The sequence below is a fragment of the Streptomyces sp. WZ.A104 genome (assembly GCF_002382885.1).
Lineage (GTDB): Bacteria > Actinomycetota > Actinomycetes > Streptomycetales > Streptomycetaceae > Streptomyces.
Genome location: NZ_NWVL01000070.1, coordinates 13,430 through 39,313, shown reverse-complemented (window position 1 = coordinate 39,313; position 25,884 = coordinate 13,430). Strand labels below are relative to the sequence as shown.

The following is a 25,884-nucleotide window of genomic DNA, read 5'->3' as shown; positions in this document are numbered from 1 at the left end:
CGGAGCTCCTGTGGTGAGGATGTCTTGGAGTGACATCCCTCTTCTACAGCAGCTCCGCTGCCTCGTTCACCAGCCTTGACGAACGACCTCAACGCCTAACTGAACGGCGTTGCCTCTAGTGGTGGAAGGCCGTCGGTACCGACCGGTCATGGCTCAACGGGTGCTTCTGCGAGCGCAGTTCGGGCAGCAGCAGCTTCAGGTCCTCCACCAGTAGCTCCGCCAGGTCCGAGGAGAACCCGTTGCGGCACACCACCCGCAGCACCGACAGGTCCTGCCGGTTGGCGGGGAAGGTGTACGCGGGCACCAGCCAGCCGTGCTCCCGCAGCCGGCGCGAGACGTCGAACACGTCGTACGCGTGGACGTCGCTGTTCGTCGTGAAGGCGAACACCGGCAGCTCGTCGCCCCTGGTGAGCAGCCGGAAGTCGCCCAGCTCCTCCACCGCACGGGCCAGTGAGCGGGCCACGTCCCGGGAGGCCTGCTGGACCGCCCGGTAGCCGTCGCGCCCGAGGCGCAGGAACGTGTAGTACTGCGCGACCACCTGCGCCCCGGGCCGGGAGAAGTTCAGCGCGAAGGTCGGCATGTCGCCGCCCAGGTAGTTGACCCGGAAGACCAGTTCCTCCGGCAGTTCGTCGGACGAGCGCCACAGAGCCCAGCCGACCCCCGGGTAGACCAGCCCGTACTTGTGGCCGGAGGTGTTGATCGAGGACACCCTCGGCAGCCGGAAGTCCCACTCCACGTCCGGGTCGAGGAAAGGCGCGACCATCGCGCCGGACGCCCCGTCGACGTGGACCGGGATGTCGAGGCCGGTGCGTTCCTGGAGGGCGTCCAGGGCCGCGCACAGCTCGGCGATCGGCTCGTAGGACCCGTCGAAGGTGGAGCCGAGGACGCCGACGACCCCGATGGTGTTTTCGTCGCAGAGCTCGGCGGCTGCCCCCGGGTCCAGGTGGAAGCGGCCGCCCTCCATCGGGACCTGCCGGGCCTCCACCTCCCAGAAGGTGCAGAACTTGTCCCAGCAGACCTGCACGTTGACGCCCATCACCAGATTGGGGCGGGCGCTCGCCGGATAGCGGTCCGCGTTCCGCTTCGCCCAGCGCCGCTTCAGGGCGAGCCCGGCCAGCATGCACGCCTCGCTCGACCCGGTCGTCGAACACCCCACGGCGGTCGCCGGATCGGGGGCGTTCCACAGGTCGGCGAGCATCGCCACACAGCGCCGCTCCAGTTCGGCGGTGCGCGGGTACTCATCCTTGTCGATCATGTTCTTGTCCCGGCACTCGCCCATCAGCACCCCGGCCTGCGGCTCCATCCAGGTGGTGACGAAGGTGGCCAGGTTGAGCCGGGAGTTGCCGTCGAGCATCAGCTCGTCATGGACCAGCCGGTACGCCGTCATCGGCGGCAACGGGCCGTCCGGCAGCCGGTGCCGGGGCGGCGCGGCGGTCATCGCGGCCGTCGGATCGGCCTCGCCGTAGAAGGGGTTGAGGGCGAGCCTGCGCCGCTCCGCGGAGGGTTCGTCCTGTTCCGGGTGGGCACCGCGGTGCAGCGGCATGGGGGAAGCCCTTCTCTCGGCCGACGCGGTCGGGACAGTATCGGTTCAAAGCGGTATGCAACCGAATGAAGCGTTACGTCAACGCATGAAGCCGACGATACGGATGCTCGCGGTGTCCGGCGCGCCGGGTTGAGCCGTCCCCGCGCGCCAGGTCGAGCCGTCCCCGCCCCCCGTAGCCCGTCCCCCGCAGCCGCCGTAGCCCGTCCCCCGCAGCCGCCGGGCCGGGGCGGCCGGGGAATGAGGGGGAGCGGGCGACGGGGGCGCGGGGGGTTCGGAGGCAGCCACCGGCTCACCATGGAGTCGGGAAACGGGCTAAAGCCCCATCGGCTACCCGGTGGCGCCGCATCACACCTTGCTGATCACCGCCGCCGTCCCGTACGCGCAGACCTCCGTCCCCACGTCCGCCGCCTCGGTGACGTCGAAGCGCATCATCAGGACCGCGTTGGCGCCCCGGGCCCGCGCCTGCTCCACCAGCCGCTCCATCGCCTGGTTGCGGGTCTCGACCAGGGTTTTGGTCAGCCCTTTCAGCTCGCCGCCGATCATCGACTTCAGCCCGGCGCCGATCTGGCTGCCGAGGTGGCGCGACCGCACGGTCAGCCCGAAGACCTCACCGATGACCTGCGTCACCTGATACCCCGGTACGTCGTTTGTGGTGACGACCAGCACGTCCGCCTGGGCGGTCTGCCCGCCGCCGAATTCCTCAATGCCCATGTTCGTGGCACCTCCTGTGATCAGCTTCGGTCTGCTCCGCAGGATGCGCATTCCCGCTGTGCGCCACCGGAACCAAGGGCGTTCACCGGGCGTCGGTAGCTTCGGTCGCCGCGCGGCCCCCACCACACACGTCACCCTGGAGCCTGGACCCTTGAATACGCTTGCCCTCGGCCCGAGCTGGCTGGACCCGGACTATCTGCTCAACACGTTCGGCCTCCCCGGCCTCCTCCTCATCGTGTTCGCCGAGTCGGGACTCCTGATCGGCTTCTTCCTGCCCGGCGACTCCCTGCTGTTCACCACAGGGCTGCTGGTCACCACCGGCCAGCTGAAGTATCCGCTCTGGCTCGTCTGCACCCTGATCGCCGTCGCCGCGATCCTCGGCGACCAGGTGGGCTATCTCTTCGGCCGCAAGGTCGGCCCGGCCCTCTTCAAGCGCCCCGACTCCCGTCTCTTCAAGCAGGAGAACGTGGAGAAGGCCCACGAGTTCTTCGAGAAGCACGGCCCGAAGTCCCTGGTCCTGGCGCGCTTCGTGCCCATCGTCCGCACGTTCACGCCGATCATCGCGGGCGTCAGCCGGATGAACTACCGCCTGTTCGTCATCTACAACGTCGTCGGCGCGCTTCTGTGGGGCGTCGGCGTCACCGTGCTCGGCGCCATGCTCGGCAAGATCGACTTCGTGCACGAGCACATCGAGAAGATCCTCGTCCTGATCGTGCTCATCTCCGTGGTGCCGATCGTGATCGAGGTCCTCAGGGCCCGCAGCCAGGGCAGGAAGGCCGCTGCCGCCGAGGCGGCGGCGGGCGGCGACGGCCCGGCGGCGGATGCCCTGCCCCAGGGGCTTGGGCCTGTCTGACAATTCCCGTCTGCCTCACGACGCCATGCACGCACTTTCGCCGCACCGGCCCCAGACCCGAGTACGTCCAGTACGAGGGCCTGGGGCCGGCACGCCGAAAGCACGCACCTGACGCCGCGCGGCCGCCCTTCGGGCGACGACGGGAATTGTCAGACAGGCCCTGGTCGGGCCGGGCTCAGCCCCGCCTGGAGTCTGAGGCGACCGGGCTCAGTCCCGCCCGGAGCCCGAGGGGACGCGCGCGTGCCGACCGCGCTTCGGTGCGGCGGCCGACGGCTCCGCCCTCTTGCCCTGAGCCCGGTGCTCCACCACCAGCACAGCGATCACCACGGCGGCGCCGAGCACGAACAGAGCGCAGGTCAGGCCGACCGAGCCGCTGGGGGCGAGGAGCCCGCGGTCATCGTCCTGCCAGGGCCACAGCGCGCGCAGTGAACCAGCCATCAGGCCGGTCATCACGACCAGCGTCATGTGGTGGTAGTTCGCCAGCAGCCACTTCAGCAGCTTGACGAAGAGCGCGAGCCCCACCACACAGCCCAGTGCGAAGGCTGCGAGATAGCCGAAGTCACGCTCGTTGACGGCTTCGATCGTCGGCTCGTACAGGCCCATGGTCAACAGCAGGAACGAGCCGGAGATACCGGGAAGGACCAGCGCGCAGATCGCGATCGAGCCGGCCAGCGCGACCACCACGGGGTGGGTCGGCATCTCGCCGGGCGGCAGCCCCGTCAGGGTGAAGGCGCCCAGCGCGACGACCACGCAGAGCGCGTAGTTCCCGACGGTCCAGCGCTTTCCCGAGCCTGAGTAGGGCACCCACAGGGAGGCCAGCACCAGACCGAAGAACAGGGCGTAGGCGGACTGGGGGTGCTCCTCGACCAGGGGCGCGATCAGCTTGGCCGCGAGCACCAGGGCCACCGCCATGCCCGCCAGGAGCGGAAGCAGGACCGTCCAGTCGACGTTCCTCAGCTCGGCCCTGGCGCGCGCGGCCCCCCGGCCGCGGGGCAGGTCGGACGCGCCCATGCGCAGCGCGCTGGTGATGTGACCGGCGCCGTCGATCAGCTTCTCGTACACGCCGGTGATCAGTGCGACGGTGCCGCCGCTGACGCCGGGGACGGCCTCCGCGGTGCCGATGAGAGCGCCGCGGAAGGCGTTGAAGACGTGGTGGCCGGATGGCTTCGCCATGATCTCCTGTTTCGACTGTCGGCTCTCGGCCATGGTTCGGCTCTCGGCCTTGAGGGGAGCAGGCGACCATCCTAGGCGCCGCGCCGCAGTGGCCGTACGAGCAGGGGTCGGCAGGCGGAACGGACGGGACCGCCGCTTCCTCAGAACCCTCGGGTCCGCTTCGCCGCCCGGCGGCTCGCCCCGCCGACCGCGCCCGGCACCCGCATGAACAGCCGGGAGATCTCGCTCCCCAGGTTCACCCCGATCGCGATGGCCAGCGCCGTCGCGACCGCCGTCGACAGCGAGGTCAGCCCTCGGGTCACGTCGTTCTGGGCCACGCCCAGCAGACCGAAGTACGTCGCCGAACCGGGCAGCAGCGGCCCGATCGCCGCCGTGATGAACGGCAGCGAGGACGTGTACCGGTAGCGCGAGAACAGCTGCCCGAACAGGCCCACCAGACCGGCCGCCACCGCCGTCGCCGCGACCGGCGAGATGTCCCCGGTGCGGGCCATCGCCCCGAAGACGATCCAGGCGACACCGCCGTTCAGGGTGACCGCCAGCACGGTCGACCGCTCCTGCTGGAGCAGGACCGCGAAGGCCAGACTCAGCGCCATCGACGCCAGGATCTGGAGCACCGGCCGGTCGTTGGGCACGAACTGCGCCTCGGGATTGAGCTGCGCCCCCAGCTGCACCCCGAGATACAGGATGATCAGCACGCCCGCCACGATCCCGATGAAGAAGTACATGACCTCCAGCAGCCGGGCCGACGCGGTGATGTAGTAGCCGGTGAGACCGTCCTGCACCCCCGCCACCAGCGCCCGCCCCGGCAGCAGGGCGAACAGCCCACCGGTGATCACCGCGGACGGGCGGATGTCCGTCGAATGGGTCAGCGTCAGCGCCACCCCCATCGCGGCGGGCGGCATCGCGGCCACCGTGAACTGGTAGAACTCCGGCAGCCCGCGCCCGGCGCACAGCCACGCGAGACGGTCGCCGAGCATCGCGCCCGCCGCCGCCACGATGAACACCAGCACCCCACCGCCGACCAGCACGGAGGCCGAGCCCGCCAGCAGCCCGGCGGCCGCCGTCAGCACCCAGCCCGGGTACGGGTGCCGGTTCCTGCGGATCTCGGCGAGCCGCCGGTAGGCCTCCTCCAGGGAGACGTCGACCTCCTCGCTTGTGATGTCGTCGACCAGCCGGAACACGGCCGCCAGCCGGGTGTAGTCGGTGCCCCGGCGGCGTACGGTACGGCTCGCCGTGACCGGATCGTCGACCAGTGACGGCTGGTGCGAGATGGACAGCAGCGTGAACGTGACCGTCGGCTCGCTGCGGTCGAGACCGTACGAGCGGGTCACCGCGAACATCGCCGCCTCGACGTCCTCGGCGCCCTCACCGCCCGCGAGCAGCAGCTCCCCGATACGCAGCGTCAGGTCGAGCACGCGCGGCACGGCGGGGCCGGTCTCGTCGTCGGTACGCTGAATGGTCTCCGCGGCCGGACGCTCGGTCACCGGCATCCGCAGCATCGTGCGCATCCGGTCCTGCCAGGGCGCCTCCTTGGTCAGCCTGACCATCGGAATGCCCTGCGCCGGAGTGAACGCGGGCGGCGATTGCTGAGCCCTGTACGTGCTCGGCGGGGTGAAAGCGGAACTCAGCGTGTCGGAGTGCGAAGCGCCTCCGTGGCCACCGCCCGAGGACGCCGGGCCGCCCGGGTCCTGGTGCACCCCGCTCGGCAGCGCGAACTCCGACGTCGGATGGTCCTCCTCGGGCGGTGAGGCCGGATGGCTCGTCCCCGGAGGAGGAGCGAAAGCACTCCGTGCTTCGTCGGACTGGGGCTTCTGGTCCTCAGGACCGCCCGATTCCGCCACCACTCGACCTCGTTCCTCCTTGGCTGCATGTCCCGGGCACTCGTCTGCCCAGTATGGCCACCGGCATGGGCCCCGCACGCCCAGAAGTGCGGACAGCGAAACGGGCGGCACACCCGCGAAGGTGTACCGCCCGTTCCCGTACGGCCGTCCGGCTCACCAACGGAACCGGAAGAGGGACGTCAGTGCGCGCCGCCCTGCGCCTCAAGGCGCTTGTACGAGGCCTCGATCTCGGCCTCCGCCTCGGCGCGGCCGACCCAGTCGGCGCCCTCGACGGACTTGCCCGGCTCCAGGTCCTTGTAGACCTCGAAGAAGTGCTGGATCTCCAGGCGGTCGAACTCCGACACGTGGTGGATGTCGCGCAGGTGCTCCACCCGCGGGTCGGACGCCGGGACGCAGAGCAGCTTGTCGTCGCCGCCCGCCTCGTCGGTCATCCGGAACATGCCGATGGCACGGCACTTGATGAGGCAACCGGGGAAGGTCGGCTCGTCCAGAATGACCAGCGCGTCCAGCGGGTCGCCGTCCTCGCCGAGGGTGTTCTCGACGAAGCCGTAGTCGGCCGGGTAGCTGGTCGAGGTGAAGAGTCGACGGTCCAGGCGGATCCGACCGGTCTCGTGGTCCACCTCGTACTTGTTCCGCGAACCCTTCGGGATCTCGATGGTGACGTCGAACTCCACGGGTGGCTCCTCCATGATCAACACATACGACTGGTGATTAAGTGTCCCCCACGCAGAAGAGTGCTCGCGAAAGGGGCTGGTCAACGGTGGCCGAGCCGGTGGAAAGACCGTCGAACCGTCCGTCGGACCCGTGGGGCAGGCTGAAGAGCCTGACGAATCGGCGCAACGGCTCGCACACCTGGCAGGTCATCGCAGGCTCCGCCACGCTCGGCCTGGTCGTCGCTGCCGGCGCCGCCCTCGCCGCCGGCCCCTGGGACAACGGTCAGCGTAAGGCCGAGCGGGAGGTGGCAGCCGCCGCGGACCCCACAGGTGGCGTACATCACGGCCGCCCCACGCCCGACACGCCCCCGGCGGCCCCCAGCGCCCCGCCCGTCCTTCCCGCCCTCGGGACCGCCACCCGCGACACCCCCCAGGACCCCGCGGGCCTCCGCGACACCCTCGCCCCGCTCATCGGCGTGCCCGAACTCGGCACCCAGGTCGGCGCGTCCGTCATCGACACCGCCACCGGCAAGCAGCTGTACGGGCACGGCGCCACCACCCCGATGACCCCGGCCTCCACGATCAAGGTCGCCACCACCCTCGCCGCGCTCTCCGCCCTCGGCCCCGACCACCGCATCGCCACCACCGCCCGGCTCTCCGAGGACGCCCGCACCCTCACCCTCGTCGGCGGTGGCGACCCCACCCTGAGCAGGGCCGCCCTGCGTTCGATGGCCACCGAGGCCGCCGACGCCCTGCGCGAGGACGGCAAGGACTCCGTACGGCTCGCCTACGACACCTCCCGCTACACCGGCCCCGTGCTCCACCCGATCAGCCCCAACACCAACATCGCCCCCGTCACCGCGCTGATGGTCGACGAGGGCCGGCTCGACGACACGGACCGCGGCCCCGCACCCCGCAGCGAGGACCCCGCGGGCGACGCCGCCCGCGCCTTCGCCGCCCAGCTGAAGAAGGCGGGCGTCAAGGTCACCGGCACACCCCGCGAGGCCCGCGCGGCCGCCGAGGCCCGCACGGTCGCCACCCACCACTCCGCGCCGCTGTCCTCCCTCGTCGAGCGAACCCTCACCAACAGCGACAACGACATCGCCGAGGCCCTCGCCCGGCAGACCGCCATCGCCAAGGGCGAGAGCGCCGACTTCGCCGGAGCCCGCCGCGCCGTCACCAACGAACTGAAGAAGCTCCAGGTCCCGGTGGCAGGCGCCCACCTCGCCGACGGCAGCGGCCTCGACCGCGCGGACCGGGTCACCACCGCCCTCCTCACCGCCCTCCTCGCCCGTGCCGCCGACCCGGACCGCCCCGGACTGCGCCACGTCCTCACCGGCCTCCCCGTCGCCGGATTCAGCGGCACCCTCAGCACCCGCTACCAGGACGCCCCCGGCGCCACCGGCCTGATCCGCGCCAAGACCGGCACCCTCTGGGGCGTCAACGCCCTCGCCGGAACCGTCGTCGACGACCGGGGCCGCCTCCTCGCCTTCGCCTTCCTCGCCTCCGGCACCGCCTCGGCCCCCGAGGCCGAAGCCGCCCTCGACGCCCTGGCCGCGGCCGTCGCCGGACCGGCCCGCTGAGCCGCACCCGGCACCCGAAGAGCGGTGCAACACCCCACCACCGGGCGATCCGCTCCCGTACGGTTGACGCATGACGAGCATCGGTGGTGCCGAGATGGTCGACTGGAATCTCGCGGTGGCGACCGCGACCCGACTCGTACGGCCGGGGCCCGAGATCAGCCGCGAGGAGGCCCGCGCCGTCGTCGCGGAGCTCCGGCGGCATGCCAGGGCCTCCGAGGAACACGTCCGCCACTTCACCCGGATGATCCCCGAGGGGACCGAACCGGAGGACACCCCCGTCCTCGTCGTCGACCGGGCCGGCTGGATCAAGGCCAATGTCGCGGGCTTCCGGGAGCTGCTGCGCCCCCTGCTCGCCAAGATGGAGAACCGCCGCCCCGGTGGACCGGGCGGCGCCGTCCTCGGCGCGGTCGGCGGCAAGGTGACCGGCGTCGAGCTGGGCATGCTGCTCTCGTTCCTCGCCTCCCGGGTGCTCGGCCAGTACGAGACGTTCGCCCCCGCCACCCGCGACCTCCCCGCCTCCGCGAACGGCGGCGGACGGCTGCTCCTGGTCGCCCCCAACATCGTCCACGTCGAACGCGAGCTGGATGTCGCCCCGCACGACTTCCGGCTCTGGGTCGCCCTCCACGAGGAGACCCACCGCACCCAGTTCACCGGCGTGCCCTGGCTCCGCGACCACCTCCAGGGCGAGATTCAGACGTTTCTGGACGAGACCGACGTCGACCCGATGACCTTCCTGGAACGGCTCCGCGAAGCCGCCCAGTCCCTCTCCGGCGCCGGACGCCCCGAGGGGGAACAGGGCGAGGACGGCGGCCGCAGCCTCGTCGACATCGTCCAGACCCCCGCCCAGCGCGAGGTGCTCGGCCGGCTCACCGCCGTCATGTCCCTCCTGGAAGGACACGCGGACTACGTGATGGACGGCGTGGGCCCCGAGGTCGTCGGCTCCGTCGCCGAGATCCGGGAGAAGTTCCAGCAGCGCCGGGCCCGGGGCGCAGGCCGCCTCGACCAGGCCCTGCGCAAGCTCCTCGGCCTGGACGCCAAGCTCCGGCAGTACAAGGAAGGCGAGAAGTTCGTACGATCGGTCGTCGACGAGGTCGGCATGGACGGCTTCAACCGCGTCTGGACCTCACCCAACACCCTCCCGACCAAGGCCGAGATCGCCAAGCCCGCCGACTGGGTCGCACGGGTGCACCGCAAGGCGGAATCGTGACCCTTTTCCGGCCCGCCACCGGGAAACTGCCCTCCAATCACCCATCCGAGGGACCATAGGGGCATGGGAAGGCGTGCAATGCTCGATGAACAGCTTGCCTCTGTCACCATCGACGCACTCTGAGTGACGGGACTCACGCGTTCCGGCGCTCGACGCTCCTCCCGAAACTCCACGAAGGGCACCGGACATGGGTCCCCATCCTGCGGTCGCGGCGATACGCCTGGCGGTCCGCCGCGTACTCCACGACGTCCTCACCGAATTCCACCGGCACGACGGCCACGGCCGGCCCGCCGAAGCGGCCCGGCGCCCCGCGCACGCCACCCGCTCCCGTTACGCCGAGGCCGGCGCCGCGGGCAGGCAGGCTCTCCCCGAGCGGCCCGCCCTCCCCGAACGGCCCGACACCCCGCTCGTCCTCGTCGCCTGTTCGGGCGGTGCCGACTCCATGGCGCTCGCCTCCGCCCTCGCGTTCGAGGCCCGCAAGCTCGCCGTCCGGGCCGGTGGCATCACCGTCGACCACAACCTCCAGCCGGGATCCGACCTCCGCGCCGCCGAGGTCGTCGCCCGGCTCACCGCCATGGACCTCGACCCCGTCGAGGCCGTCGCCGTGCACGTCGGGCGCGAGGGCGGCCCCGAAGCCGCGGCCCGTGACGCTCGCTACGCCGCGCTGGACGCCGCCGCCGAGCGCCACGGCGCCGCCGCCGTCCTGCTCGGCCACACCCGCGACGACCAGGCCGAGACCGTCCTCCTCGGCCTCGCCCGCGGCTCCGGCATCCGCTCGCTCTCCGGCATGGCCGCCGCCTCCGGACCGGCGGGCCGCTACCGCCGCCCCTTCCTCCAGCTCGACCGCCAGACCGCCCGCAAGGCCTGCCTCGTCCAGTCGATCCCCGTCTGGGACGACCCGCACAACATCGATCCCGCCTACACCCGCTCCCGACTCCGCCACGAAGGCCTGCCCGCCCTGGAGAAGGCGCTCGGCAAAGGCGTCGTCGAAGCCCTCGCCCGGACCGCCCAGCTCTCCCGCGACGACGCCGACGCCCTGGACACCTGGGCCGCCGAGGCCGAGCTGTCCGTGCGCGACGAGACCGGCCGCCTGGAGTGCGCCAAGCTCTACGCCCTGCCGCCCGCGGTACGCCGCCGGGTGCTGCGCCGGGCCGTGATCGAGGCCGGGGCGCCCGCCGGTTCCCTCTTCGCCCGCCACCTCGAAGAAGTCGACCGGCTGATCACCGGCTGGCGCGGCCAGCGGGCCATCAACCTGCCCGGCCGCGTCGAGGCCCTGCGGCAGGGTGGCAGACTGGTCATTCGGCAGAGCTGACGCGCAAGCGGCTGAAGTGCAGGCGAACAGCCGGCCCGGTCCGGGGCGCGCCCCGGACCGGCAGGCAGAGAAAGAGACGTGGGTGAACGAGAAGGACATGGGTACCGACCTTCAGTCGGTGCTCCTCACCAAGGAAGAGATCGACGCGAAGCTCGTCGAGCTGGCCGCGAAGATCGACGCGGAGTACGCGGGCAAGGACCTGCTGATCGTCGGCGTGCTCAAGGGCGCGGTGATGGTCATGGCGGACCTGGCGCGCGCGCTGTCCACCCCCGTCACGATGGACTGGATGGCCGTCTCCTCGTACGGCGCGGGCACCCAGTCCTCCGGTGTGGTCCGGATCCTCAAGGACCTGGACACCGACATCAAGGGCAAGCACGTCCTGATCGTCGAGGACATCATCGACTCCGGTCTGACGCTGTCCTGGCTGCTGTCCAACCTGGGCTCCCGGGAACCGGCCTCCCTGGAGGTCTGCACCCTGCTGCGCAAGCCGGACGCCGCGAAGGTCGCGATCGACGTGAAGTGGATCGGCTTCGACATCCCCAACGAGTTCGTCGTCGGCTACGGGCTGGACTACGCGGAGAAGTACCGCAACCTGCCCTTCGTCGGCACGCTCGCCCCGCATGTCTACGGCGGCTGACCCGCGGCGGACCCGCGTCCGGCCCGGCGGGGAACCCTCACCGCCTCCGGACCGTTGAAGCTTCGAAAGCAGGATTCTCCGCCGTACCCGGCAGTCGTCGGTGACGATGCTGGGGTACCGTCCGAAGAACAGTCTTTTCTCACAGCAGCATTTACCTACGGGCAGGAGGGACGGGGCGTCTTCGCTCCGTATGGATGGACGTGAAGCGATACTTCCGTGGGCCGGTCATGTGGATCGTGCTGGCCGTCCTCGCCGTGGTCGTGTTGATGCAGGTCGTCGGCTCGTCGGGCGGCTACAAGACGGTGGACACCGCCAAGGTGATCCAGGCGATCAGCAAGGACCAGGTGGAGCAGGCCAAGCTGACCACCGGTGACGAACAAATCCTCAAGATCGAGCTGAAGGACGGTCAGAAGCTCGAAGGCGAGTCAGGCAGCAAGTTCCAGGCGAGCTACATCGGCAATCAGGGCGTCGCGCTCGCCAACACGCTCCAGGAGAAGTTCGAGAACGGTGACATCGAGAAGGGTTACACCGTCTCGCCGTCGAAGCAGTCCCCGTTCGTCTCGATCCTCCTCTCGCTGCTGCCCTTCGTCCTCATCGTGGTCGTCTTCCTGTTTCTGATGAACCAGATGCAGGGCGGCGGCTCCAAGGTCATGCAGTTCGGCAAGTCCAAGGCCAAACTGATCACCAAGGACACCCCCAAGACGACCTTCGCCGATGTGGCGGGGTCCGACGAGGCGGTCGAAGAGCTCCACGAGATCAAGGAGTTCCTCCAGGAGCCGGCGAAGTTCCAGGCCGTCGGCGCCAAGATTCCCAAGGGCGTCCTGCTCTACGGGCCGCCCGGTACGGGCAAGACACTGCTCGCGCGCGCCGTCGCCGGCGAAGCGGGCGTGCCGTTCTACTCGATCTCCGGTTCCGACTTCGTCGAGATGTTCGTCGGTGTCGGTGCCTCCCGGGTCCGTGACCTCTTCGAGCAGGCCAAGGCGAACGCCCCGGCGATCGTCTTCGTCGACGAGATCGACGCCGTCGGCCGCCACCGCGGCGCAGGCATGGGCGGCGGTCACGACGAGCGCGAGCAGACGCTCAACCAGCTGCTCGTCGAGATGGACGGGTTCGACGTGAAGGGCGGCGTCATCCTGATCGCCGCCACGAACCGCCCGGACATCCTCGACCCGGCTCTGCTGCGCCCGGGACGTTTCGACCGGCAGATCGCGGTCGACCGCCCCGACATGCAGGGCCGTCTGGAGATCCTCAAGGTGCACCAGAAGGGCAAGCCCGTGGCGGAGGGCGTCGACCTCGGCGCCGTCGCCCGCCGCACGCCCGGCTTCACCGGTGCCGACCTGTCGAACGTGCTGAACGAGGCCGCGCTCCTGACGGCGCGCAGCGACAAGAAGCTCATCGACAACGAGAGCCTCGACGAGGCGATCGACCGTGTCGTGGCGGGCCCGCAGAAGCGGACCCGGATCATGTCCGAGAAGGAAAAGAAGATCACCGCGTACCACGAGGGCGGACACGCCCTGGTCGCGGCGGCCTCCCCCCAGTCGGACCCGGTCCACAAGATCACGATCCTCTCCCGCGGCCGTGCCCTCGGTTACACGATGGTGCTCCCGGAGGAGGACAAGTACTCCACGACCCGCAACGAGATGCTCGACCAGCTGGCGTACATGCTGGGCGGGCGTGCGGCCGAGGAGCTGGTCTTCCACGACCCGACCACCGGCGCTGCCAACGACATCGAGAAGGCCACGGCAACGGCCCGCGCGATGGTCACGCAGTACGGCATGACGGAGCGGCTCGGCGCGATCAAGTTCGGCGGCGACAACTCGGAGCCCTTCCTGGGCCGCGAGATGGGCCACCAGCGTGACTACTCCGAAGAGGTCGCGGCACTGGTCGACGAGGAGGTCAAGAAGCTCATCGAGACCGCCCACAACGACGCGTGGGAGATCCTCGTCGAGAACCGCGACATCCTCGACGCCCTCGTGCTCGAACTCCTGGAGAAGGAGACGCTGGGCAAGGACGAGATCGCGGAGATCTTCGCTCCGATCGTGAAGCGTCCCGCCCGCCCGGCCTGGACCGGGTCCGCCCGACGCACCCCGTCGACGCGCCCCCCGGTGCTCTCGCCCAAGGAGCTGGCCCTCACCAACGGCACCGCCAACGGTTCGGCCACCCCGCCGGAGATCGCCCCGACGGACCTGACGAAGGACATCGCCCCGTCCACCGAGGCGATCCCCGAGGAGCGTCCGGACAGCTAGACCACCACCCCGGCATCCGGTGAGACCCCTGTCACAGGGGTCTCACCGGGCCCGGAATGGATGCCGCGCCCCCCAGGTTTTAGCCTGTGGGGGCGCGGCTTTTCCGTATGCCTGCGATGTCTGAGCGCGAACCCGCGCACAGGACAGCACAGAGGAACGAGGCACAGATGACCGACCCGGTGACGCTGTACGGCCAGGGTTCGATCGGCGAATTCGACGAGAAGCGGGCCGAGGCGGCCGTACGCGAGCTGCTCATCGCCGTCGGGGAGGACCCGGACCGTGAGGGCCTGAGGGAGACACCGGGGCGGGTGGCGCGGGCGTACAAGGAGATCCTTGCGGGCCTGCGCCAGGAGCCGGAGGACGTGCTCACCACGACGTTCGACCTCGGTCACGACGAAATGGTGCTGGTGAAGGACATCGAGATCATGTCCCTGTGCGAACACCACCTCCTGCCCTTCCACGGTGTCGCGCACGTCGGCTACATCCCGGCCGACACGGGCAAGATCACCGGCCTGTCGAAGCTGGCCCGGCTGGTTGACGTCTTCGCCCGCAGGCCACAGGTGCAGGAACGCCTCACCACGCAGGTGGCGGACTCCCTGATGCGCATCCTGGAAGCGCGGGGCGCGATCGTGGTGATCGAGGCCGAGCACATGTGCATGTCGGTCCGGGGCATCCGCAAGCCCGGCGCGAAGACCACGACGTCGGCTGTGCGCGGGCAGCTGCGTGACGCCTCCACCCGTGCCGAGGCCATGAGCCTGATACTGGCGCGCTGAGGGACCGCCGGACAGCCCTTGGCCGGCTTGGAGGGCGCCGCCAGCCCGGGCGGCATCCGTCGGCGCCCGGGCCCCTTCCGCGAGGAAGGGGCCCGGCGTCGCATCCGACCGTGGTTGACCGCTGCCCGGCCCGCCCTGCTATGCCGCAGCGGCGCCCGTGCCGTCGTGGTCGTCGTCGCTGTCCTCCGGGAGACGGCAGACGCGTTCCAGGAAGAGGGCGGCGGCGATGACCGCGATGCCTGCCACCACGGCGGCGGCCGCGTAGATCGCCTGGTCGCGGCGGGGCGGGATGTCGAGGTAGCCCAGGAGGAAGACGCCGACGCCGCCGTACATCCCGGCCACCAGGGCGGTGACCAGGGCGCTCGCCTGGCCGAAGACGACCGCGCGGGCCGCGAACAGGGGGTCGACGCCCTTGGCGCCGGGGCGGCGTTCGCGTTGGGCGCGGAGGCGGGCGCGGGTGGAGAGGGCGGTCGCCAGGAGGATCGCCGCGATCGCGGCGAGCACGATCGACGCGGCCAGCGGGACGCTCGGCAGGGTGCCGAGGGAGTCCCAGAGGCGGGCCCCGCCCCAGGAGAGGACACCGGCGGCGGCGAAGAGGCCCGCCAGTACCCCGAGCCGTAGTTGCTTCACCGAGTGAGCCGCCCTTCGCGCCGCCTGTGCCCGGCCCGGCCGTGCGCCGGACCGCCGTCCGTCGAGCCTAACGATTACTCCGGCAGGCGCAGTTCCAGGTCGGCGCGGGGCAGGACGCTGTCGCGGCCGACGTCGGCGAGCAGCTCGGCGACCGGGCCCGCGCCGGGCAGCTGGGCCTCGGGGTCCACGTCGTGCCAGGGGGCGAGGACGAAGGCCCGCTCGTGCGCGCGCGGGTGGGGGAGCGTGAGCACCGGGTCGTCGGAGAGGACGTCCGCGTACGACACGATGTCGACGTCGATGGTGCGCGGGCCCCAGCGCTCCTCGCGGACCCGGTCGAAGGCCTCCTCGATGGCCTGGCCGCGCTCCAGCAGGGAGGCCGGGGGCAGCGTCGTCTTCACGACGATCACCGCGTTGAAGTAGGCGGGCTGGGAGCCCGCCTCGACGCCCCAGGGCTCCGTCTCGTACACCGGGGACACGGCCTTGACCCGCAGACCGGGGGTGTCCTCCAGGGCGTCGATGGCCCCCTGGAGGGTCTCCAGCCGGTTTCCCAGGTTCGAGCCGAGGGAGATCACGGCCATCTTGGGGTTGGAGAGCGTGACGTCCGCGGCGTCCACCTGCCGGACGACGGCGGTCGGGACCGGCTGTACGGTCGGGTCGCTCTGCCCTTCGGTGGAAAATGCAGTCATGCTCGGCTCCGGGTGATGGTGATGGTCACGTCGTCGAAGGGGACGGTGATCGGCGCATCCGGCTTGTGCACGACGACCTCTACCTCTTGGACGCCCTCGTGCTTCAGGCACTGCTGGGCGATGCGCTCGGCGAGCGTCTCGATCAGATCGACCGGTTCGCCGGTGACCACGTCGACGACCTCCTCGGCGACCACGCCGTAGTGCACGGTGCGGGCCAGGTCGTCGGCGGCGGCCGCGGGGCGGGTATCGAGGCCGAGCACCAGGTCGACGATGAAGGTCTGGCCCTCTTCCCGTTCCCGGGGGAAGACACCGTGGTGCCCACGGGCCTTGAGGCCGCGCAGCGCGACACGATCCACGCGAATCACTCCTGCTGTCGTTGGTCGAGGGGCACCCGGCCGCGTGCGGGCGGCGAGGTGCCGTCCTGTGAATCTACCTGCGGGCACCGACAGTGCTCGCCCGTGGGGCCCAGACAGCGCCCACGGGGCTGATAGCCGCCCTACCCGGGGTTCCGGATGCCAACCCCTATCCGTCCCGTACCCACTCAGGAGGGTGTTTCCCCGTCGTCGTCCTCGTCGGTTTCCGTCAGTACGGGTGAACCGTGGTGGGACCAGAGTTTCCAGCCGTCCGGGGTGCGCCGGAACACGTTCGTGGCGACGACCAGCTGGCCGACGAGGGGGCCCAGCGCGTTGCCGTCCTCGGCGGGCCCGCCGCTGAGGATGTTCTCGGTGCAGGTGACCAGGGCGGTGTCCCCGGTCATCGCGATGTTGACGTCGGTGAGGAAGAACTGGATGTACTCGGTGTTCGCCATGATCAGGGCGTAGCTGCGCAGTACCTCGCCCCGCCCCGAGAGCACCGGCCAGCCCGGGTGGACGCAGGAGACGGTGAGGTCCTCACCCGGCAGCCAGAGTCCGGACAGCTCCTCGTAGTCGCCGCGTTCCAGTGCCTCGTAGAAGGCGGTGTTGGCCGCCTCGACCTCCGCGATGTCGGCGGCGGCCCGTGCGTGCTCCTCGTTCACGCGGCTCCCTCGACCGCGCGGGCGACCCGGACCGCGTCGGCGGTGGCCCGTACCTCGTGGACCCGGACCGCCCAGGCACCGGCCTGCGCGGCGAGGGCGGAGACGGCCGCGGTGGCCGCGTCCCGTTCGCGGGCGGGAGGCGGTGAGGCGTCCGGGGCGGCCAGGACGTGCCCGAGGAAGCGTTTGCGGGAGGCGGCCACCAGCAGCGGGCGGCCCAGGCCGTGCAGCTCGGCCAGGTGCGCGACGAGCGCCAGGTCGTGAGGGGCGTCCTTGGCGAAGCCGAGGCCCGGGTCGATCACGACGCGGTCCGGGGCGACACCGCCCGCGATCACCGCGTCCATCCGCTGCCGCAGCTCGTCGAGGACCTCGGCGACGACGTCCCCGTACACCGCACGGCTGTTCATCGACTCGCTGAAGCCGCGCCAGTGCATCACCACGAAGGGGACCTCGGCGGCGGCGACCGCCGGGACCATGCCCGGGTCGGCCAGCCCGCCGCTGACGTCGTTGACCAGGGCGGCCCCGGCGGCGACGGCCTGCTCGGCGACGCGGGCGCGCATGGTGTCCACGGAGACGGTGACGCCCTCGGAGGCCAGCCCCCGCACGACCGGGACCACCCGGCGCAGCTCCTCGGCCTCGTCCACCCGGCTGGCGCCAGGTCGGGTGGACTCGCCGCCCACGTCGACCAGGTCCGCACCCTCGGAGACCAGGTGCAGTCCGTGCTTGACGGCGGCCGTGGTGTCGAACCAGCGGCCACCGTCGGAGAAGGAGTCGGGCGTCACGTTGACGACACCCATGACCGCACAGCGGTCCCACTCCGGCAGCCCTCGGACCGTGCCCCGTGCGCGTGACGTACTCATGCCACCAGCCTAGGCCCCGTACGGCACCCCTACGCCGCGCTGACCTCGTGCTGCTCCGGTGCGGTGCGCCGGACGTGGCCGCACGGGCGCGCGCCCCGGGAGCGGAACGGGCGGGGCAGCGAGAGGTTCACGAAGCCCTCCGCCTGCATCGCCGCGATCCCTATGCGGGGCAGGTCGCGGCTGGTGCGGAAGACCACGAAGCGGGGCTCCCAGCGCGGGCGGAACTTCGCGTTGAACTTGTACAGCGATTCGATCTGGAACCAGCGCGACAGGAAGATCAGCAGCCCGCGCCAGCAGCGCAGTACCGGTCCCGCGCCGAGCCGCTCGCCGCGGGCCAGCGCGGAGCGGAACATCGCGAAGTTCAGCGAGACCCGCTCGACGCCGAGCTTCCCGGCGGCCTGGAGGGCGGCGACGATCAGGAGCTCGTTCATGCCGGGGTCGGCGGCACGGTCGCGGCGCATCAGCTCCAGGGACATCCCGTCGCGCCCCCAGGGGACGAAGTGGAGGACGGCCTTCAGGTCGCCGTGCGGGGAGTCCTCCGTGCCGGAGCCGGGGAGGTGGGCGGTGGCGATGACGCAGTCGCCGTCGGCCGGGTCGCCGATGCGGCCGAGCGCCATGGAGAAGCCGCGCTCGGTGTCGGTGCCGCGCCAGGCGGTGGCGGCCCGGCGGATGCGGTCCAGCTCGGTGTCGCCGATGTCACGTGCCCGCCGGACCCGGGTCTCGTAGCCGTTGCGTTCGATGCGCTTGACCATTTGGCGCACGTTTCGCATGGCCCGTCCGGCGAGGGAGAAATCCGCGACGTCCACCACCGCCTCGTCGCCCAGCTCCAGCGCGGTGAGGCCGGTCTCGCGGGTCCAGACCTGGCCGCCGGTCTCGCTGCACCCCATCACGGCGGGGGTCCAGGAGTGCGCCTTCGCCTCGTCCATGAACCGCTCGATCGCGCCCGGCCACGCCTCGACGTCACCGATGGGGTCGCCGCTGGCCAGCATCACCCCGGAGACGACCCGGTAGCAGACGGCGGCCTTGCCGCTCGGTGAGAAGACGACGCCCTTGTCGCGGCGGAGTGCGAAGTGGCCGAGGGAGTCTCGGCCGCCGTGCGTCTCCAGCAGCGCCCGCAGCCTGCTCTCGTCGTCCTCGGTGAGGCGGGCGGCCGGGTGCTCGGGGCGGAAGGCGAGGTAGATGGTGGTGACGGCGGTCAGCAGGCCGAGCGCGCCCAGCGAGTACGCCACGGTCCAGCTGGTCCGGCCCGCGTAGTCGACGGGGCCCTCGACGCCGAACAGGCCGTACAGCACGTGCTGGAGCCGGTCCGCGATGGACGGGGCCCCGACGACCCGGCCCGGGTGGACGCTGACGATGATCAGCCCGAGCATCAGCGAACCGGCCCCGAGCAGCACGAAGTTGGCCAGAGCCCGCCAGCGGCTGCGTGGGTCGGGCAGCGCCCGGAACTGGTCCCGGTGGCGGACCAGGAGAGCGCAGAGCGTCAGCGAGACCAGCACCCCGACGATCGAGTGCCGGTACGCGAACTGCGCCACGGCCCCCGCCGGCAGCAGGATGACCGCCGCCCGCCAGGCCCGCCGCTTGTGCCGCTTCAGCCCGTGCGCGAGCAGCAGCAGGAGCATGCCCGCGCTCAGCGAGAGCGCGGCGGCGAACGGGCCGAGCGCTCCGGGGAGCACTTCGGCGACGGTGTGCATCCGGCTGTGCCGGAAGCGGGGGAAGACCCCCGCCGCGACGTCGATCAGCCCGACGACAGTGCAGGCGGTGCCGACGACGGCCGGCACGGATTCGGGGCGCGGCCCGCGCAGCAACCGGCGGACCCGCTGCGGAACCGGTACCGATTTATCCCCATCTAGCGTGACAGACATCGCTTCCCGTGGCTTGGCGAGAGATTCCTTGAGTCCGCCGGCCGGAGCCTCTGCGGACGATGTGCGCCCTCTAGGACGGGGGTTGTGGAGCGCGGGTTCCTCCACATTCCGGAAATTTCCCGCACGGAATCAGCGAGAAGAAAGCTCACTCATGGGTCTCACCAGCAAAGCAGTTCTGGCGGTCGTGGCGGCACTGGCCGTCGTGCTGTTCACCGCCACCGTCTGGCTCTGGCCGCGCCTGGCCCGGCGCAGCGCGGCCGCGGTCACGGGCCGGGTGGGGCTGTTGCTGGCGACCCAGCTGATGCTGTTCGCCGCGGTGGGCCTCGCGGCCAACAACGCCTTCCTCTTCTACGGTTCCTGGGCCGACCTCTTCGGCCGGAAGCAGGACGTCGGCGTGGTCACCGACCACGTGGACGGTGGGCCGGGCTCCCGGCGCATGGCACGGATCGGTACCCAGCACCCGGACGTGCCGGGCGGACGGGTCCCGGCGGTCGGCGGGCGGATCGACAAGGTGGTCGTCTCGGGGCGCACGTCGGGCATCGAGTCCCCGGCGTACGTCTATCTGCCGCCGGAGTACTTCCAGAGCGCGTACGCCGGGCGGAAGTTCCCGGCGGTCGTGGTCCTCACCGGCTACCCGGGGACGGCGGAGAACCTGCTGAAGGGGCTGCGCTATCCGCAGACGGCGCACGAGCGGGTGAAGGCGGGCAAGGCGCAGCCGATGATCCTGGTGATGCTGCGGCCCACGGTCGCGCCGCCCCGGGACACCGAGTGCGTGGACATCCCGAAGGGCCCGCAGACCGAGACGTTCTTCGCGAAGGACCTCCCCGAGGCGGTCTCGGGCTCCTACCGGGTCGGGGACAAGGCCCGTAACTGGGGCATCATCGGCAACTCGACCGGCGGCTACTGCGCGCTGAAGATCGGCCTGCACCACCCGGACCGGTACGCGGCGAGCGCCGGGCTCTCCGCGTACTACAAGGCCGCCGAGGACCCGACGACCGGGGACCTGTTCCACGGCGACCAGGCACTGCGCGACCGGGCCGACCTGATGTGGACCCTGGAGAACCGGCCGCCGTCCGGCGGGTCCTTCCTGGTGACGACGTCCCGGGAGGGCGAGGGCAACCTGAGGAGCACGATGAAGTTCATCGAGAAGGTGAAGGCCCCGGCGAAGGTGTCGTCCATCGTGCTCGACAGCGGCGGGCACAACTTCACGACCTGGCGGCGGGAGATCCCGCCGGCCCTGGAGTGGCTGAGCGCCCGGCTCAGTGAGAACTGACCGCCGGGCGCCGGCTACGCGGTGGCGATCGTCGCCACCGTCTCCACCGCGACCTCCGCCCGCGGTACGTCCTGGGCGTCGGCGTCGATCGAGCGGCGCAGGGCCTCGTGCAGCCGGGCGGGGGTCAGTACGCCGAGGAAGCGGCCCTCGCTCTCCTTGTCGATCACCGCGATCCAGCCCGCGTCGTGCTGGAGCATGGTGGCGAACGCCTGCTTGAGGGGTGCACCGAGCGGAAGCCAGGCCTCCATGCGGCGGGCGTACTCGCGGACGGTGTCCTTGGCGGTGGCGTCGGCGGCCGTCGCGTCGGCGGGTATCCAGCCGTGCAGGTTGTCGCGGCCGTCCAGGACGACCGCCCAGCGCGCGCCCTCGGACCTGAGCCGCTCGGTGGCCGAGGTCAGCGGGTCGTCGAGGTGGACGACGGGCGGCTGGTCGAGGTCGCTCTCCTCGATGGGTGTCACCGAGAGGCGCTTGAGCCCCCGGTCGGCGCCGACGAAGTCGGCCACGTACGGGGTCGCGGGGGCGCCGAGCACGGTGGCGGGGGAGTCGAACTGCTCGATGCGGCCCTGGCCGTAGACGGCGATCCGGTCGCCGAGGCGGACGGCCTCCTCGATGTCGTGGGTGACGAACAGCACGGTTTTACGGACCTGGGCCTGGAGTTTCAGGAATTCGTTCTGGAGGCGCTCGCGGACGACCGGGTCGACCGCCCCGAAAGGCTCGTCCATCAGCAGAACGGGCGGGTCGGCGGCCAATGCCCGTGCCACGCCCACCCGTTGGCGCTGGCCGCCGGAAAGCTGTTCCGGATAGCGGTCACCGTAAACGGACGGGTCGAGTCCGACGAGGTCGAGGAGTTCGGCGGCGCGTTCGCGTCCCTTTCCGCGCTTCCAGCCCAGCAGATGGGGAACGGTCGCGGTGTTCTCCAGGACGGTCTTGTGCGGGAAGAGCCCCACCTGCTGGATCACATAGCCGATACGGCGGCGCAGTTGGACGGGGTCGATGGTGGATATGTCGTCCCCGCCGAGGAATATCCCGCCCTCGGTCGGTTCGATCAGCCGGTTCACCATCTTCATGGTGGTCGTCTTGCCGCAGCCGGAAGGTCCGACGAGCGTGACCAGTTCACCCTCGGCGACCTCGAAGGAAAGGTCGTCGACGGCGGTGGTGCCGTCGGCGTACCGCTTGGTGACGTGCTCGAAACGGATCATGGTTCCCCATTGTGGAGGGCGTTCCGCGAAGGGGATGTTGCCGGAATGCGACAGCCTCCGCGATTGTCAGTGGTCGAGGATAGGGTCGTCAGTCGTCAGTTCGATCCGAATGCGACGAGACAAACCGGACGGCACGAAACGGGAGGTGGGGGGCGGGATGGCCGAGCAGAGCTGCCTGGTGACGAACGACTGGATCTGCGGGGAGTACCTCCGCTCCCGCAGCCAGGAGTTGGCCGATGCGACCGTCCAGCACGCCGGGATCACGGTGGTCTCGGTGCTGATCGGGCTCGCGGTGGCCTTTCCGCTGGCGCTGCTCGCGCGCCGGGGCCGGCGCTTCGCCGCGCCGGTCCTCGGGCTGACGACCGTGCTCTACACCGTGCCCTCGCTGGCGATGTTCTCGCTGCTGCTGCCCCTGTTCGGGCTGTCCGCCGCGCTGGTCGTCACGGGCCTGGTGCTCTATTCGCTCACCATCCTCGTACGCAACATCCTGGCCGGGCTCGAAGCCGTGCCGCAGGAGGCCAAGGAAGCCGCCCGGGGCATGGGATACGGGCCGTCGAGGCTGCTGTGGGAGGTGGAGCTGCCGCTCGCGCTGCCCGCGCTGATGGCGGGGCTGCGGATAGCCACCGTGTCGACGGTCGCGCTCACCACGGTCGGCTCGCTCGTCGGCAAGGGCGGCCTCGGCAATCTCATCGAGGACGCGCTGCCGAGCTTCTTCAAGGCCCAGGTGCTCACCGCCTCGGTGCTGTGCGTGCTGCTCGCGGTCACGGCCGACCTGCTGCTGCTCGGCCTCCAGCGGCTGCTGACGCCCTGGACCCGCATATCCACGGCGGCCCTGCCCGCCCCGGCGAAGGCGGAGGCGGGCTGACCCGTGGGAGTCATCGGCGACGCCTGGACCTGGCTGACCACCGGGTCCAACTGGTCGGGGGACGGCGGGGCCGCGCACCGGCTCGGCGAGCATCTGTACGTGAGCGGGGTCTCCCTCGCGTTGGCCTGCGCGATCGCCCTGCCGATCGCCCTGTATCTGGGGCACATCGGCAAGGGCGGCGCGCTCGCGGTCAACGTCTCCAACGTGGGGCGGGCCGTGCCGGTCTTCGCGGTGCTGGCCCTGTTCATGGTCACGCCCCTGCGCAACTCGGGGTACTGGCCCACGATCATCGCGCTGGTGCTGTTCGCGGTGCCGCCGCTGCTGACCAACGCCTACGTCGGGATGCGCGAGGTGGACCGGTCCGTGGTGGAGGCCGCGCGCGGCATGGGGATGTCGGGCGGCCAGCTCTTCTTCCGGGTCGAGCTGCCCCTCGCCTACCCGATGATCATGACCGGGCTGCGGTCCGCCGCCGTCCAGGTCGTGGCCACCGCGTCGATCGCGGCCATGGTCGGGCTCGGCGGCCTCGGCCGGATCATCACCGCCGGATTCAACACCTACGACACCGCGCAGGTCTTCGCGGGCGCGGTGCTGGTCGCCGCGCTCGCCCTGCTGGTGGAAGGCGCACTGGTGGCGCTGGACCGGGTGCTGTCCCCGCTCCGCCGCCGCAGGCCCGCCTGAGCGCGCATCTTTCTTCTGGTCACTTTTCTTGCCTCTTCTGTTCGGACGGAGAACAACACATGAGCAGGACCTCGCGGATAGCCGGAGCGTTCATCGGCATGGCGGCGCTGGCCGGGACGCTCGCGGCCTGCGGCGGCGACAGCCTGGAGCAGGGGAAGGGCGGCTCGGGCTCCTCGGCCGGCGGTGACGGCAAGAAGGGATCCCTGGTCGTCGGGTCGGCTTCGTTCACCGAGTCCAAGGTGCTCGCCGAGCTGTACGCACAGATCCTCGGCGACGCCGGGTACAGCACTTCGATCACCACGGTGAAGAACCGTGAGCTGTACGAGCCCTCGCTGGAGAAGGGCGAGATCGACGTCGTACCGGAATACGCCGCTACCCTCGCCGAATTCCTGAACGCCAAGGTCAACGGGGCCGGCAAGGCCCAGGCCGAGCCCGTGGCCTCCGGGGACATCGAAGCCACGGTCACGGCCCTGAGGGGGCTCGCCACCCCGCTGGGTCTCACGGTCCTCCCGGCCGGGAAGGCCGTCGACCAGAACGCCTTCGCGGTGTCCAGGGAATTCGCCGAGAAGAACAACCTGAAGACGCTTTCCGACCTCGGCAAGTCGAAGCTGAAGGTGAAGATCGCGGCGGGCGACGAGTGCGAGGTGCGGCCGTTCTGCGCACCCGGCCTGAAGAAGACGTACGGCATCGACGTCACGGGTATCGACCCCAAGGGCGTCGGCACCCCGCAGTCCAAGCAGGCCGTCCGTGACGGCAAGGTGCAGCTGGTCCTGACGACCACCACGGACGCGGTGCTGGACGGGCTGGTGTTCCTGGAGGACGACAAGAAGCTCCAGAACGCGGACAACGTCCTTCCGGTGCTGAATGCCAAGGACGCGGGCGCGCCGGAGATCGCCGACGCCCTCGGCATGCTCACCGCCGCGCTCACCACGGAAGACCTCGCCGAGCTGAACCGGAAGGTCGACGCCGAGCGCGCCAAGCCGGCCGATGTGGCGAAGGGCTATCTGGAGTCGAAGGGCCTGATCAAGAAGTAGGGCTTGGCCAGGAAGCGCGATTTGACCAAGACGCAAAGGCCCGGGTGCAGGGGCCTTTGGAAGACCTTCAGAGGGTCTTCGGGGGGCCGCGAGGTAACCGGCGGGGAACAGATTGCCGGGCGGCCCCCCAAGTGGCGCGCACACACGGTAAATTTCAGGCCATGCCACGTGGACGCCACCGCCATTCGCCGCCCCTCCACAAAATCCTGCCCCCCTCCGTGGTGGCAGGCGTTTCGGTCGTCGGTGCCTCCGGCGCCTGGCTGCTCGCCGAACCCCTGGTCCTGCGCGGCCTCGTGGCCGCCGTGGCGGCCGCCGCGCTCACCGGCGCGTATCTGATGCGCAGCTGGGACCGGGCCGCGGGGCTGCGGGTCGCCGAGCTGACGCGGGCCCGCGCCAGTGACGAATGGCGGGCCGAGGAGCGGATAGCCGAGCTGGAGCAGGATCTGGAGGAGTCGCGCGAGCTGCGCACCCGTCTGGAGACCAAGCTCCGCCGCAAGCGCGTGGAGCTCGCCGGACTGCGCGGTGAGCACGCCGGACTGCTGCGCCGCTACGCCAACGCCGAGACCGAGCGGGCCAGCGCGCTGGAGGGCCGCCGTCAGCTCGCCATGGAGGCCGCCCCCCGGGAGCTGCTGCCCGCGCGGTCCACGCCGACCCCCGAGTCGTACCGGCGCGCGGACCAGGCCCTGCTCAACCTCACGCGCAACGCGGCGCTCCAGGAGGCCCGGCGTACGGCCGAGGCGGTCCAGCAGCGCGATCTCGCGACCCGCGCCGGAGACCGGGACGCGGAGGAAGGGGACCCGAAGGGGAAGCACACGGCGGCCACCGGGGCGGGCGAGCACCTGGACCACCAGCACCGCCGCCCGTCGAGCACCCTGCCCGCCCCGGCCCCGGACGCCCCGACACCGGGCGCCCCGCACACCCCGGCCCCCGTGGAGGTCTCCGCCGCTCCGGTGCACGTGGCGCGGGCGATCCCGGCCGCCTCGGCCGTCGTCCCGTACGCCGCCGCCCGCCGCCACCTCGTGCCCCAGGGCAGCTTCGACTTCTTCGGCACCCAGAACGCCCGGAAGGCGAACGCCGCCATCGAGTCCGTCCAGAACGAGGACCTCGCGGACGTCGTCGGTGAGGAGGCGCTCGCCGCGCACCGCACGGGAGCGGCGCAGAACCGGGCCGTCGGCAAGGTCATCGACCTCACCGCGCACGACGAGACCGAGCAGATCGACCTGGCGGAGCTGCGCGGCGCGGTGTCCTGAGGG

The 25,884-nt window shown here is 71.0% G+C and carries 24 protein-coding genes; 12 read left to right on the top strand and 12 right to left on the bottom strand.

All coding sequences use genetic code 11. From position 1 onward, the window contains the following. Positions 1-115: 115 nt before the first annotated feature. Both CIB93_RS29455 and CIB93_RS29450 read right to left on the bottom strand, forming a co-directional pair. Positions 116-1,543, bottom strand: coding sequence for a glutamate decarboxylase (locus CIB93_RS29455; protein ID WP_096631281.1), 1,428 nt, complete (start codon positions 1,541-1,543; stop codon positions 116-118). A 345-nt stretch (positions 1,544-1,888) separates the two neighbouring features. After that, complete coding sequence (locus tag CIB93_RS29450; RefSeq protein WP_019762066.1) at positions 1,889-2,254, bottom strand: YbjQ family protein; 366 nt, start codon at positions 2,252-2,254, stop codon at positions 1,889-1,891. A 151-nt stretch (positions 2,255-2,405) separates the two neighbouring features. On the opposite strand from CIB93_RS29450, the gene CIB93_RS29445 reads away from it, so the two are divergent. Continuing rightward, positions 2,406-3,107: a DedA family protein gene (locus CIB93_RS29445; RefSeq protein ID WP_257002423.1), complete on the top strand. Its 702-nt coding sequence runs from the start codon at positions 2,406-2,408 to the stop codon at positions 3,105-3,107. A gap of 207 nt (positions 3,108-3,314) precedes the next feature. On the opposite strand, the gene CIB93_RS29435 is transcribed toward CIB93_RS29445, so the two are convergent. The 3 genes from CIB93_RS29435 to CIB93_RS29425 all read right to left on the bottom strand — a co-directional run bounded on the left by CIB93_RS29435 (position 3,315) and on the right by CIB93_RS29425 (position 6,795). Beyond that, a complete protein-coding gene (locus CIB93_RS29435; protein WP_096631279.1) occupies positions 3,315-4,280 on the bottom strand; it encodes a DUF368 domain-containing protein in 966 nt (321 codons plus the stop codon). Between the two features lie 140 nt (positions 4,281-4,420). Then, the gene (locus CIB93_RS29430) at positions 4,421-6,124 is read right to left on the bottom strand and encodes a threonine/serine exporter ThrE family protein (RefSeq protein WP_096631277.1); all 1,704 of its coding nucleotides are present in this window, start codon (positions 6,122-6,124) and stop codon (positions 4,421-4,423) included. Positions 6,125-6,300: 176 nt separating this feature from the next. After that, positions 6,301-6,795, bottom strand: a complete 495-nt coding sequence (locus CIB93_RS29425) for an inorganic diphosphatase (protein ID WP_003968257.1) — start codon at positions 6,793-6,795, stop codon at positions 6,301-6,303. Positions 6,796-6,881: 86 nt separating this feature from the next. Between CIB93_RS29425 and dacB the strand changes: the two genes are divergently transcribed. The 6 genes from dacB to folE all read left to right on the top strand — a co-directional run bounded on the left by dacB (position 6,882) and on the right by folE (position 14,532). Next, positions 6,882-8,357 (top strand): D-alanyl-D-alanine carboxypeptidase/D-alanyl-D-alanine-endopeptidase, encoded by a 1,476-nt coding sequence (dacB, locus tag CIB93_RS29420; RefSeq protein WP_096631275.1) that lies wholly within the window; start codon positions 6,882-6,884, stop codon positions 8,355-8,357. A gap of 70 nt (positions 8,358-8,427) precedes the next feature. Next, on the top strand, positions 8,428-9,564 hold the full coding sequence (locus CIB93_RS29415) for a zinc-dependent metalloprotease (RefSeq protein WP_096631274.1): 1,137 nt from the start codon (positions 8,428-8,430) through the stop codon (positions 9,562-9,564). Between the two features lie 187 nt (positions 9,565-9,751). Continuing rightward, a complete protein-coding gene (gene tilS, locus CIB93_RS29410) occupies positions 9,752-10,876 on the top strand; it encodes a tRNA lysidine(34) synthetase TilS (protein WP_096631272.1) in 1,125 nt (374 codons plus the stop codon). A gap of 97 nt (positions 10,877-10,973) precedes the next feature. Further along, on the top strand, positions 10,974-11,513 hold the full coding sequence (hpt, locus tag CIB93_RS29405; RefSeq protein WP_003968263.1) for a hypoxanthine phosphoribosyltransferase: 540 nt from the start codon (positions 10,974-10,976) through the stop codon (positions 11,511-11,513). Between the two features lie 194 nt (positions 11,514-11,707). Next, complete coding sequence (gene ftsH / locus CIB93_RS29400; RefSeq protein ID WP_096631271.1) at positions 11,708-13,759, top strand: ATP-dependent zinc metalloprotease FtsH; 2,052 nt, start codon at positions 11,708-11,710, stop codon at positions 13,757-13,759. A 167-nt stretch (positions 13,760-13,926) separates the two neighbouring features. Next, positions 13,927-14,532 carry a GTP cyclohydrolase I FolE gene (folE, locus tag CIB93_RS29395; protein WP_096631269.1) on the top strand — a complete coding sequence of 202 codons (606 nt, stop codon included), beginning with the start codon at positions 13,927-13,929 and terminating at the stop codon, positions 14,530-14,532. Positions 14,533-14,670: 138 nt separating this feature from the next. Here folE and CIB93_RS29390 read toward each other — a convergent pair whose 3' ends face one another. The 6 genes from CIB93_RS29390 to CIB93_RS29365 all read right to left on the bottom strand — a co-directional run bounded on the left by CIB93_RS29390 (position 14,671) and on the right by CIB93_RS29365 (position 19,582). Then, entirely contained in the window at positions 14,671-15,162 is a 492-nt protein-coding gene (locus tag CIB93_RS29390) for a DUF3180 domain-containing protein (protein WP_096631268.1), read from the bottom strand. Positions 15,163-15,236: 74 nt separating this feature from the next. After that, the gene (folK, locus tag CIB93_RS29385; RefSeq protein ID WP_096631266.1) at positions 15,237-15,848 is read right to left on the bottom strand and encodes a 2-amino-4-hydroxy-6-hydroxymethyldihydropteridine diphosphokinase; all 612 of its coding nucleotides are present in this window, start codon (positions 15,846-15,848) and stop codon (positions 15,237-15,239) included. After that, positions 15,845-16,204: a dihydroneopterin aldolase gene (gene folB / locus CIB93_RS29380; protein WP_010063731.1), complete on the bottom strand. Its 360-nt coding sequence runs from the start codon at positions 16,202-16,204 to the stop codon at positions 15,845-15,847. Before folB ends, folK begins: the two co-directional genes overlap by 4 nt. A gap of 185 nt (positions 16,205-16,389) precedes the next feature. Next, a complete protein-coding gene (locus CIB93_RS29375) occupies positions 16,390-16,863 on the bottom strand; it encodes a nuclear transport factor 2 family protein (protein ID WP_096631264.1) in 474 nt (157 codons plus the stop codon). Continuing rightward, positions 16,860-17,657: a dihydropteroate synthase gene (gene folP, locus CIB93_RS29370; protein ID WP_096631263.1), complete on the bottom strand. Its 798-nt coding sequence runs from the start codon at positions 17,655-17,657 to the stop codon at positions 16,860-16,862. Before folP ends, CIB93_RS29375 begins: the two co-directional genes overlap by 4 nt. A 92-nt stretch (positions 17,658-17,749) precedes the next feature. Beyond that, entirely contained in the window at positions 17,750-19,582 is a 1,833-nt protein-coding gene (locus tag CIB93_RS29365; RefSeq protein ID WP_096631261.1) for a phosphatidylglycerol lysyltransferase domain-containing protein, read from the bottom strand. A gap of 151 nt (positions 19,583-19,733) precedes the next feature. Here CIB93_RS29365 and CIB93_RS29360 point away from each other — a divergent pair, with 151 nt between their 5' ends. Continuing rightward, positions 19,734-20,855, top strand: coding sequence for an esterase family protein (locus tag CIB93_RS29360; protein ID WP_096631260.1), 1,122 nt, complete (start codon positions 19,734-19,736; stop codon positions 20,853-20,855). Positions 20,856-20,869: 14 nt separating this feature from the next. Here the strand turns inward: CIB93_RS29360 and CIB93_RS29355 are convergent, their stop codons facing one another. Further along, positions 20,870-22,054, bottom strand: a complete 1,185-nt coding sequence (locus CIB93_RS29355; RefSeq protein ID WP_096631258.1) for an ABC transporter ATP-binding protein — start codon at positions 22,052-22,054, stop codon at positions 20,870-20,872. Between the two features lie 157 nt (positions 22,055-22,211). On the opposite strand from CIB93_RS29355, the gene CIB93_RS29350 reads away from it, so the two are divergent. From CIB93_RS29350 to CIB93_RS29335, 4 genes are all read left to right on the top strand, one after another. Further along, the gene (locus tag CIB93_RS29350; protein WP_096631257.1) at positions 22,212-22,919 is read left to right on the top strand and encodes an ABC transporter permease; all 708 of its coding nucleotides are present in this window, start codon (positions 22,212-22,214) and stop codon (positions 22,917-22,919) included. A 3-nt stretch (positions 22,920-22,922) separates the two neighbouring features. Further along, positions 22,923-23,597, top strand: a complete 675-nt coding sequence (locus tag CIB93_RS29345) for an ABC transporter permease (protein ID WP_096631255.1) — start codon at positions 22,923-22,925, stop codon at positions 23,595-23,597. 59 nt (positions 23,598-23,656) lie between these two features. Continuing rightward, a complete protein-coding gene (locus CIB93_RS29340) occupies positions 23,657-24,631 on the top strand; it encodes an ABC transporter substrate-binding protein (RefSeq protein ID WP_096631253.1) in 975 nt (324 codons plus the stop codon). Positions 24,632-24,792: 161 nt separating this feature from the next. Further along, the gene (locus CIB93_RS29335; RefSeq protein WP_096631252.1) at positions 24,793-25,881 is read left to right on the top strand and encodes a hypothetical protein; all 1,089 of its coding nucleotides are present in this window, start codon (positions 24,793-24,795) and stop codon (positions 25,879-25,881) included. Positions 25,882-25,884: the final 3 nt, after the last annotated feature.

Coding starts and splice junctions, on each gene's coding strand:
- CIB93_RS29455 (WP_096631281.1), bottom strand. CDS start 1,543: ATGCCGCTGCACCGCGGTGCCCACCCGGAACAGGACGAACCCTCCGCG.
- CIB93_RS29450 (WP_019762066.1), bottom strand. CDS start 2,254: ATGGGCATTGAGGAATTCGGCGGCGGGCAGACCGCCCAGGCGGACGTG.
- CIB93_RS29435 (WP_096631279.1), bottom strand. CDS start 4,280: ATGGCGAAGCCATCCGGCCACCACGTCTTCAACGCCTTCCGCGGCGCT.
- CIB93_RS29415 (WP_096631274.1), top strand. CDS start 8,428: ATGACGAGCATCGGTGGTGCCGAGATGGTCGACTGGAATCTCGCGGTG.
- tilS (WP_096631272.1), top strand. CDS start 9,752: ATGGGTCCCCATCCTGCGGTCGCGGCGATACGCCTGGCGGTCCGCCGC.
- hpt (WP_003968263.1), top strand. CDS start 10,974: ATGGGTACCGACCTTCAGTCGGTGCTCCTCACCAAGGAAGAGATCGAC.
- ftsH (WP_096631271.1), top strand. CDS start 11,708: ATGGACGTGAAGCGATACTTCCGTGGGCCGGTCATGTGGATCGTGCTG.
- folE (WP_096631269.1), top strand. CDS start 13,927: ATGACCGACCCGGTGACGCTGTACGGCCAGGGTTCGATCGGCGAATTC.
- folK (WP_096631266.1), bottom strand. CDS start 15,848: ATGACTGCATTTTCCACCGAAGGGCAGAGCGACCCGACCGTACAGCCG.
- folP (WP_096631263.1), bottom strand. CDS start 17,657: ATGGGTGTCGTCAACGTGACGCCCGACTCCTTCTCCGACGGTGGCCGC.
- CIB93_RS29365 (WP_096631261.1), bottom strand. CDS start 19,582: ATGTCTGTCACGCTAGATGGGGATAAATCGGTACCGGTTCCGCAGCGG.
- CIB93_RS29360 (WP_096631260.1), top strand. CDS start 19,734: ATGGGTCTCACCAGCAAAGCAGTTCTGGCGGTCGTGGCGGCACTGGCC.
- CIB93_RS29355 (WP_096631258.1), bottom strand. CDS start 22,054: ATGATCCGTTTCGAGCACGTCACCAAGCGGTACGCCGACGGCACCACC.
- CIB93_RS29350 (WP_096631257.1), top strand. CDS start 22,212: ATGGCCGAGCAGAGCTGCCTGGTGACGAACGACTGGATCTGCGGGGAG.
- CIB93_RS29340 (WP_096631253.1), top strand. CDS start 23,657: ATGAGCAGGACCTCGCGGATAGCCGGAGCGTTCATCGGCATGGCGGCG.
- CIB93_RS29335 (WP_096631252.1), top strand. CDS start 24,793: ATGCCACGTGGACGCCACCGCCATTCGCCGCCCCTCCACAAAATCCTG.